Here is a 6,000-nt window from a genome sequence, read left to right as displayed (position 1 = left end):
CCCCGCCCTTCGTTCGCCGCGTTGGGCATTGGGCAGGCATGAGGGGGCCTGCGGTGGCTCCGGAGCCGGCCGTTGAGGACCAGTCCGGGACTGCCCGAGCCGGTCGCCACAGCGCCGCGCTCAGAGCGGACTGCACCGGACCCGATCGGGTCCCCCCGTCCGGACGGGGATCAGGGAGTCACGTGCAGACGCAAGGTCAGGCCGTCGGCAGCGGCGCGGATTTCGACGAGGTCGCAGAGCTGATGGATCATCCACAGGCCTCGGCCCCCATGGGTTGAGGCCAGGTGCGGTCGGCTGCGGCCGGCGAGGGGGTCGTGCAGGTGTCCGCCGTCGCGGATCTCGGCGACCACGGCGGCGTTCTCCGCGGTCCACAGCCGCAGCGTGCCGCTCCCGCCCCCGTGGGCGAGGGAGTTGGCGGTGGCTTCGCCGATGGCGAGGATCAGGTCGCCCTGGCGCGCGGGCGTCAGGGCGGTGGCCCGGACCCAGGCCTCGGCCTGGTGCCGCACCTGCGCCAGCTGCCCCGCGGCGTAGACCAGCACCGTGGCGCCGGCGGGTTCGGGCAGCGGCAGGTCGCAGTCGGCGCAGACCGCCGCGGGGTCGGTGTAGGCCGGGCTGGCCAGGTCCTCGCCCTGGTCCCAGATGGTGGGGTGGGTGCGCCGGGCGTCCGCGACGACGCTCTCGGGCAGGGAGGTGACGTCGTAGGGGCACAGGATGGTGGCACCGCGGTGGGCGAAGGCGCTGTTGATGAGCGCTTCGTGGCGGGTGGCTTCGAGTATCTCCGCGTGGGTGCGCCCGGCCCAGATCGGCTCGCCGACGATCCGCGCGGCCCGGCCGGGGTGGCGGTCGGCGAAGCTCTGGAGGGCCGCCAGGATCCGCCCGGGATTGCGCCCCAGGACCGTCATGTCGACCAGCTCGACCTGGTCCGCGGCATCGGCCAGCGCCGGGCGCAGGGCCTCCAGCTGGGTGCCCGGCACCGCGATCAGGCACGGCTCCCCGGCGGCCAGGGCGGCGTGGGCGAAGGAGCCGACCGCGTCCACGTACTCCTCGGTGGTGCGGTAGAACAGCGCCGGATGCACGAAGGAACCCACGGGGACGAGAGAACTCGCGGTATCGGTCATGCCGTCATCTCCAGGTCCCGGCACTCGTCGGGGAACATCTCCGCCACCCTGCCCAGTGAGGGGGGCGCGTGGTGCAGGACCAGCCGGCGGCCCTGACCGGCCAGGACCGCCGCGGTGTCGGCCAGCACGGCGGTGCCGGCCGCGTCGACGTAGTCGACGTCCCTCAGGTCCACGTCCACCACGGAGGCCGGCATGCGGGTGGCGGCCGTGAGGACCGCGGCGAGTGCCGTCCTGCTGTCCAGGTCGGCGCTGCCGACCAGCCGCACCCCGCTGCCCGGGCGCAGCGGCAGCGCGGCCAACCCCGCGCGGGCCCGCTGTGTGCCGCCCGCCGCGTAGCGGGTGACGGCGGAGTCGGCGGGGTCGGCGCCGTCCAGGTGGGCGGCGGCGGCGAGCGCCGCTGGGGCACGGGTGACGGCGTGGTGGGAGTAGAGGCAGATCCCGGTGACCGGAAGGTCCTCCAGGACTTCTGCGTCCAGGCGCAGTTCGTACTCCAGCAGGCGGTCCGCGCCGGGCACCTGCCGGGTGGACCAGTCCATCTCACCGATGACCCGCAGGCCCGCCCACCCCTGGGACACGGCCTCCTGGCAGCTGTCCCGCAGGCGGGCGATCATCAGGTCCGGGTCGAACGGCAGGCGGCGCAAGAAGCCGTCGGCAGTGCTCTCCACGCTCAACTGCCCCCGCTCCAGAGCGGCACCGGCCTCCGCCACCTCGGCGCGCAGCTGGTCGGCCACCCGTTCGGTCGGCTGGGTGTCGGCGTAGTACAGCACCCGCTGGCCGCGCGCGAGCCCGTCGCGGACCAGTGCGCTCACCTGCTGGGCTCGCTCCTGGTCGTCGGCGTAGGTGCGGCACAGGTGCTCGCCCAGGCGCGAAGGCGGCTGCGGCTGACCCTGCGTCCTCCGGGTCACCAACTCCTCCTCGGCTCGGCAGTGACGCTGAGCCTACAAGACCGACGGGTCCGGCGAGGAAGGGGAGGGGAAGGGGGAATCGGCCGGTGCCCGGCCCCGGCGTGAGGAGGCGCGGCAGGCGCACGGTAGCGGATCCCCCGGGCCCCGCTACCGCCCGGTGCGTCTTGACCGTATCGTCTCGCCCGGGGGGCAGCTGCCCTCCGGGAACGCCGAGGAAGGCACGGACAGGATGAACATCGAGGGAGACGACCGCGCAGTCGACCGGCCTGCGCCCTCCGAGCCGGTGGCAGTCGGCGATGCGCCGGGGTCAGTGGTGTGCCGCCTGGAGGGCGCCCTGGACCTGGACACCGTGGATGCCGCGCGGGTCCTGCTGAACGAGGCGCTGGCCTCGCCCGCTCCGGTGCTGGTCGTCGACCTGGCCGCGGTCACGTTCTGCGACTCCTCGGGCCTGAACCTGCTGCTGCAGACCCGGCTGACCGGGCAGAGCGCTGGAAAGGTGCTGCGGCTCGCCGCCGTTCCCGACCAGGTGATGCGGTTGCTGGAGCTCACCGGAGCCACCGAGGTCTTCCCTCGGTGCGCCACCGTTGCCGACGCGCTGCACAGCCTCTGAATCGGGCGGGTGGACGCCCGCGGACGCCCGGAGGTGTTCAGCGGCGTCCTGCGGGCACCCGTTCTCCTGCGGGCGCCCGTTCTCCAGCGGTTCGAGTCCGCTCTCTTCTTGTGCGACGGATCTGCGAGGAATGGTAGATGGATAGCGACGAGCGGCTTCCCCACGGGGCGGGGCCGGCGGGGCTGCCGCCCGGGGGGCAGGTCAGGCGCCTGGGGCTGCTCGGCGTGCGCGGCCAGGTGACCCTCGGGCGGGAATTCACCCGGCGGGCCCTGGACGACTGGCACATCCAGGATGGCGAGGACGTCTTGCTGCTCGTCAGCGAGCTGCTGGCCAATGCGGTCCTGCACGCCGGCGGTGCCCACGAGCTGCTTCTGCACGCCAGCCCCGAGCGGCTGCGTGTCGAGGTCCGGGACGGCGGGCCGGGCGTTCCCTGCCCCCGCTCCCCCGGCCGGCCCGACCTGCCGGGAGGTCACGGCCTGCACATCGTCGACAAGCTCGCCGACCGCTGGGGCACCGACAGCAGCCCCGACGGCAAGTCGGTCTGGCTGGAGATCGACACCTCTCGCCCCCGCATGCCATGACTCCACCCGCGCCCGGCTGAAGGCGCGCTCCTGCGTGCAGGCCGCCGCAGCCGACGCGCTGCGGCGTCCTCGGGCACGGTCTATGTCGGGCGAGATGTAGGCCACATCACCGAGCCTGGGGAAATTTCGGCGGGGGTGTCGAAATCGGGTCACATTCCAGCCGATATAACGGACATACGTGAACATACCTGGCCGCCTGGTGTTTGGATGCGCATCCTCCGCAGTGATAGGGGTAGAGGCGCACCTACGACGACACCCGACGGAAGGAACGTCATGACGGCGCCCCGCGCTCTGCTGACCGACCCCCAGACCGTTCGCGACACCACCACGTCGTCGGAGACCGCAGCTGCCTGCTCCGCGCGGTCGGACGACATTCCCCGGATCGACGATCCCAGCGCAGTCGCCCCCGCCGATGCCCGCGAGCTGTCCCGCGCCCTGCTGACGCGGCTGAGCCGGCTGGAGGAGGGCACCGCCGACTACTCCTACGTCCGCGCGACCCTGATCGAGCTGAACATCTCGCTCGTCAAGTACGCGGCGCGACGGTTCGCCTCACGTTCCGAGCCGATGGACGACATCGTCCAGGTCGGCACCATCGGCCTCATCAAGGCCATCGACCGCTTCGACCCCGACCGCGGCCTGGAGTTCACCACCTTCGCGCTGCCCACGATCATCGGCGAGATCAAGCGGCACTTCCGCGACAGCACCTGGGCCGTGCACGTTCCCCGCCGCCTGCAGGAACTGCGCCTGTCCCTGGCCAAGGCGACCGACGAGTTGGAGCAGGTCCTGGACCGGGCGCCCACCGTCACCGAACTCGCCGCCCGGCTGGAGGTGAGCGAGGAAGAAGTCGTCGAGGGTCTCACCGCGAGCAACGGCTACACCGCCGGCTCGCTCGACATGCAGCTGGAAACCGACTCGCCGGACAGCGCCCTGACCCGGCGTCTGGGCTTCGACGACACCCGCCTCACCCGCTTCGAGGACCTCCACACCCTCAAGCCGCTCCTCGCAGCCCTCCCGGAGCGCGACCGCACGATCATCGCGCTGCGCTTCGGGGAGGAACTGACGCAGGCCCAGATCGGGCAGCGGCTGGGCATCTCCCAGATGCACGTCTCCCGCCTGCTGACCCGCGCCCTCGCGACTCTGCGCTCCGGACTGCTGCGCGACGAGTCCTGAGCACGACGAGTTCTGCACCCCCGGCCGGTCGTTTCTTCCCGGTCTCCTCCACCCGCCAGGTTTCCCACCGTCGCCCGGCAGCTCACCGGCTGCCGGGCGACGGCGTCCCGTCAGCCTCGCCCGCGTGCGGGTCGGGCTGGTCGGGCGGGTAGAAACAGGCGGTGATCGTCTTCCCGTCGGACTGGGGGCGGGTCTGCCAGGTGTCGGCGAGTGCCTCCACGAGGCCGAGCCCGCGTCCGTTCGGGGTGGTGGCGTCGGGCGTGCGGGGCTCGGGCATGGCGCTGGAGGAGTCGTGGACGCTGACGTGCAGGCAGCGGTTGTCCCACACCAGGACGAGGTTCGCGGTGCTGCCGGCGTGCAGATGGGCGTTGGTGATCAGTTCGGACACGGTCAGGAGTACCGCGTCCACGGTCTCGGGTGCTCGCGCCGTCCATCCCAGGGAGTCCAGGTGCTGCCGCGTCCACAGCCGGCCCGCCCGGACGCCGCCACTGACGGGAAAGGAACGCGCCCAGCCCGTCGCCCTCATCGACATCTCACCCATGACCTTGTCCTCCGTCCGCGTTGGTACAGGTCGCCTACCCTTCGCTGTTTTCGTAACCCTGCGCGGAGCGGAGGGAGTTCGAGAGGCGCCCACGGGGCCACGAACGTTCCTCCTCATGGCCGGGATTGGGCGCCCCGTCACCGGGCAAGCGATCTCCACACCCGGCCAACGAAGCGGAGGCGGTTATGACTGTCATGATTCTTCTGATCGTTCCGCTCCTGCTGGCCGCCGGCGTGACGCTGGCCCATCCGACCTCTTCGGCCCGCCACCGCTCCCCGGCCCGGTCGGTCGACACAGTCGGCCGCCATCGAGCGAAGGCAGCGAAGTCCTGACTCCGCCGCCGCCGTACGAGATGTCGGCGAGCGCGACTGCGGCTGCCCCCGGTACGCCCACCGAATAGTGCCCGACCACCTGCGTGAGGAGTCCAATGATGCCCGTCCTGGTTCTTCTGTCAGCGCCGTTGCTTCTCGCCGCCGTTTTCGTCATTGCCGGGTTGCGACCCGCCCGCGGCTCGGTGCGCCTGTCACAGGCGGCCATCGCCCGACACCGGCTCACCCGGCACCACACACGGCGCGCCGCCACGGCACGCCAGAGCGTCTGAAGCGACCGTTCCACACTCGCCGAGGAGGCCGATCGGCTGCGGTGCGTGTGCCTCCCTGCCGCCGGGCACGCCGGTCCCGCCGCCATCTGGCACGACCGGCGGCAGCGAGCGGTTGCTCCTCGCCTTTTCGGACAGGCGCACTTCAGCCGCCGAGAGGCGGCGGCCCCACGGCAGGAGTCGCGATGATCAAGATCCCTTACAAGCCACTCGGACTCGTGATCGGCGCCCTCGGCGGCGTTGTCGCGAGCGCGGTCTTCAAGCGCCTGTGGGCTCTCGTCGGGTACGGGGAGGACACACCCCAACCCACCGACCAGGACCGCAGCTGGACGGAGGTACTGACTGCGGCTGCTCTGCAGGGGGCGATCTTCGCTCTCGTCAAGGCCGCGGTCGACCGCGGCGGAGCCGCCGGCACCCGCCGCCTGACCGGCAGGTGGCCCGACTGACGAACGGCTGCAGCGAGGTCGGAACGAGTAC

Annotated in this window: 8 protein-coding genes; 5 read left to right on the top strand and 3 right to left on the bottom strand. The window is 72.0% G+C overall.

Going from position 1 to position 6,000, the window contains the following annotated elements; all coding sequences use genetic code 11:
* Nucleotides 1–170: 170 nt before the first annotated feature.
* The gene (locus tag C7C46_RS13605; RefSeq protein ID WP_110669257.1) at nt 171–1,118 is read right to left on the bottom strand and encodes a sensor histidine kinase; all 948 of its coding nucleotides are present in this window, start codon (nt 1,116–1,118) and stop codon (nt 171–173) included.
* On the bottom strand, nt 1,115–2,023 hold the full coding sequence (locus tag C7C46_RS13600) for an MEDS domain-containing protein (protein WP_181442340.1): 909 nt from the start codon (nt 2,021–2,023) through the stop codon (nt 1,115–1,117). The genes C7C46_RS13605 and C7C46_RS13600 overlap by 4 nt, the downstream gene beginning before the upstream one ends.
* Nucleotides 2,024–2,252: 229 nt before the next feature.
* On the opposite strand from C7C46_RS13600, the gene C7C46_RS13595 reads away from it, so the two are divergent.
* The 3 genes from C7C46_RS13595 (at nt 2,253) to C7C46_RS13585 (ending at nt 4,384) form a co-directional block, all read left to right on the top strand.
* Entirely contained in the window at nt 2,253–2,633 is a 381-nt protein-coding gene (locus C7C46_RS13595) for an STAS domain-containing protein (protein WP_110669252.1), read from the top strand.
* 137 nt (nt 2,634–2,770) lie between these two features.
* Complete coding sequence (locus tag C7C46_RS13590) at nt 2,771–3,214, top strand: ATP-binding protein (RefSeq protein ID WP_110669250.1); 444 nt, start codon at nt 2,771–2,773, stop codon at nt 3,212–3,214.
* Nucleotides 3,215–3,487: 273 nt separating this feature from the next.
* Nucleotides 3,488–4,384, top strand: coding sequence for a SigB/SigF/SigG family RNA polymerase sigma factor (locus C7C46_RS13585; protein WP_110669247.1), 897 nt, complete (start codon nt 3,488–3,490; stop codon nt 4,382–4,384).
* A gap of 82 nt (nt 4,385–4,466) precedes the next feature.
* Here the strand turns inward: C7C46_RS13585 and C7C46_RS13580 are convergent, their stop codons facing one another.
* Nucleotides 4,467–4,772, bottom strand: coding sequence for an ATP-binding protein (locus tag C7C46_RS13580; protein ID WP_425470062.1), 306 nt, complete (start codon nt 4,770–4,772; stop codon nt 4,467–4,469).
* Between the two features lie 583 nt (nt 4,773–5,355).
* On the opposite strand from C7C46_RS13580, the gene C7C46_RS35000 reads away from it, so the two are divergent.
* Together C7C46_RS35000 and C7C46_RS13575 are read left to right on the top strand one after the other, a co-directional pair.
* Entirely contained in the window at nt 5,356–5,526 is a 171-nt protein-coding gene (locus C7C46_RS35000) for a hypothetical protein (protein WP_181442339.1), read from the top strand.
* Nucleotides 5,527–5,708: 182 nt separating this feature from the next.
* Nucleotides 5,709–5,969 carry a DUF4235 domain-containing protein gene (locus C7C46_RS13575; RefSeq protein WP_110669242.1) on the top strand — a complete coding sequence of 87 codons (261 nt, stop codon included), beginning with the start codon at nt 5,709–5,711 and terminating at the stop codon, nt 5,967–5,969.
* The last annotated feature ends 31 nt before the right edge of the window (nt 5,970–6,000 follow it).

Source organism: Streptomyces tateyamensis (genome assembly GCF_003205575.1).
Taxonomy (GTDB): Bacteria; Actinomycetota; Actinomycetes; order Streptomycetales; family Streptomycetaceae; genus Kitasatospora; species Kitasatospora tateyamensis.
This window is presented reverse-complemented; position numbering and strand designations above follow the sequence as displayed.

What these genes read in the sequence shown, in the direction of transcription:
- C7C46_RS13605 (WP_110669257.1), bottom strand. Translation starts at nt 1,118, where the DNA reads ATGACCGATACCGCGAGTTCTCTCGTCCCCGTGGGTTCCTTCGTGCAT.
- C7C46_RS35000 (WP_181442339.1), top strand. Translation starts at nt 5,356, where the DNA reads ATGCCCGTCCTGGTTCTTCTGTCAGCGCCGTTGCTTCTCGCCGCCGTT.
- C7C46_RS13590 (WP_110669250.1), top strand. Translation starts at nt 2,771, where the DNA reads ATGGATAGCGACGAGCGGCTTCCCCACGGGGCGGGGCCGGCGGGGCTG.
- C7C46_RS13585 (WP_110669247.1), top strand. Translation starts at nt 3,488, where the DNA reads ATGACGGCGCCCCGCGCTCTGCTGACCGACCCCCAGACCGTTCGCGAC.
- C7C46_RS13595 (WP_110669252.1), top strand. Translation starts at nt 2,253, where the DNA reads ATGAACATCGAGGGAGACGACCGCGCAGTCGACCGGCCTGCGCCCTCC.
- C7C46_RS13575 (WP_110669242.1), top strand. Translation starts at nt 5,709, where the DNA reads ATGATCAAGATCCCTTACAAGCCACTCGGACTCGTGATCGGCGCCCTC.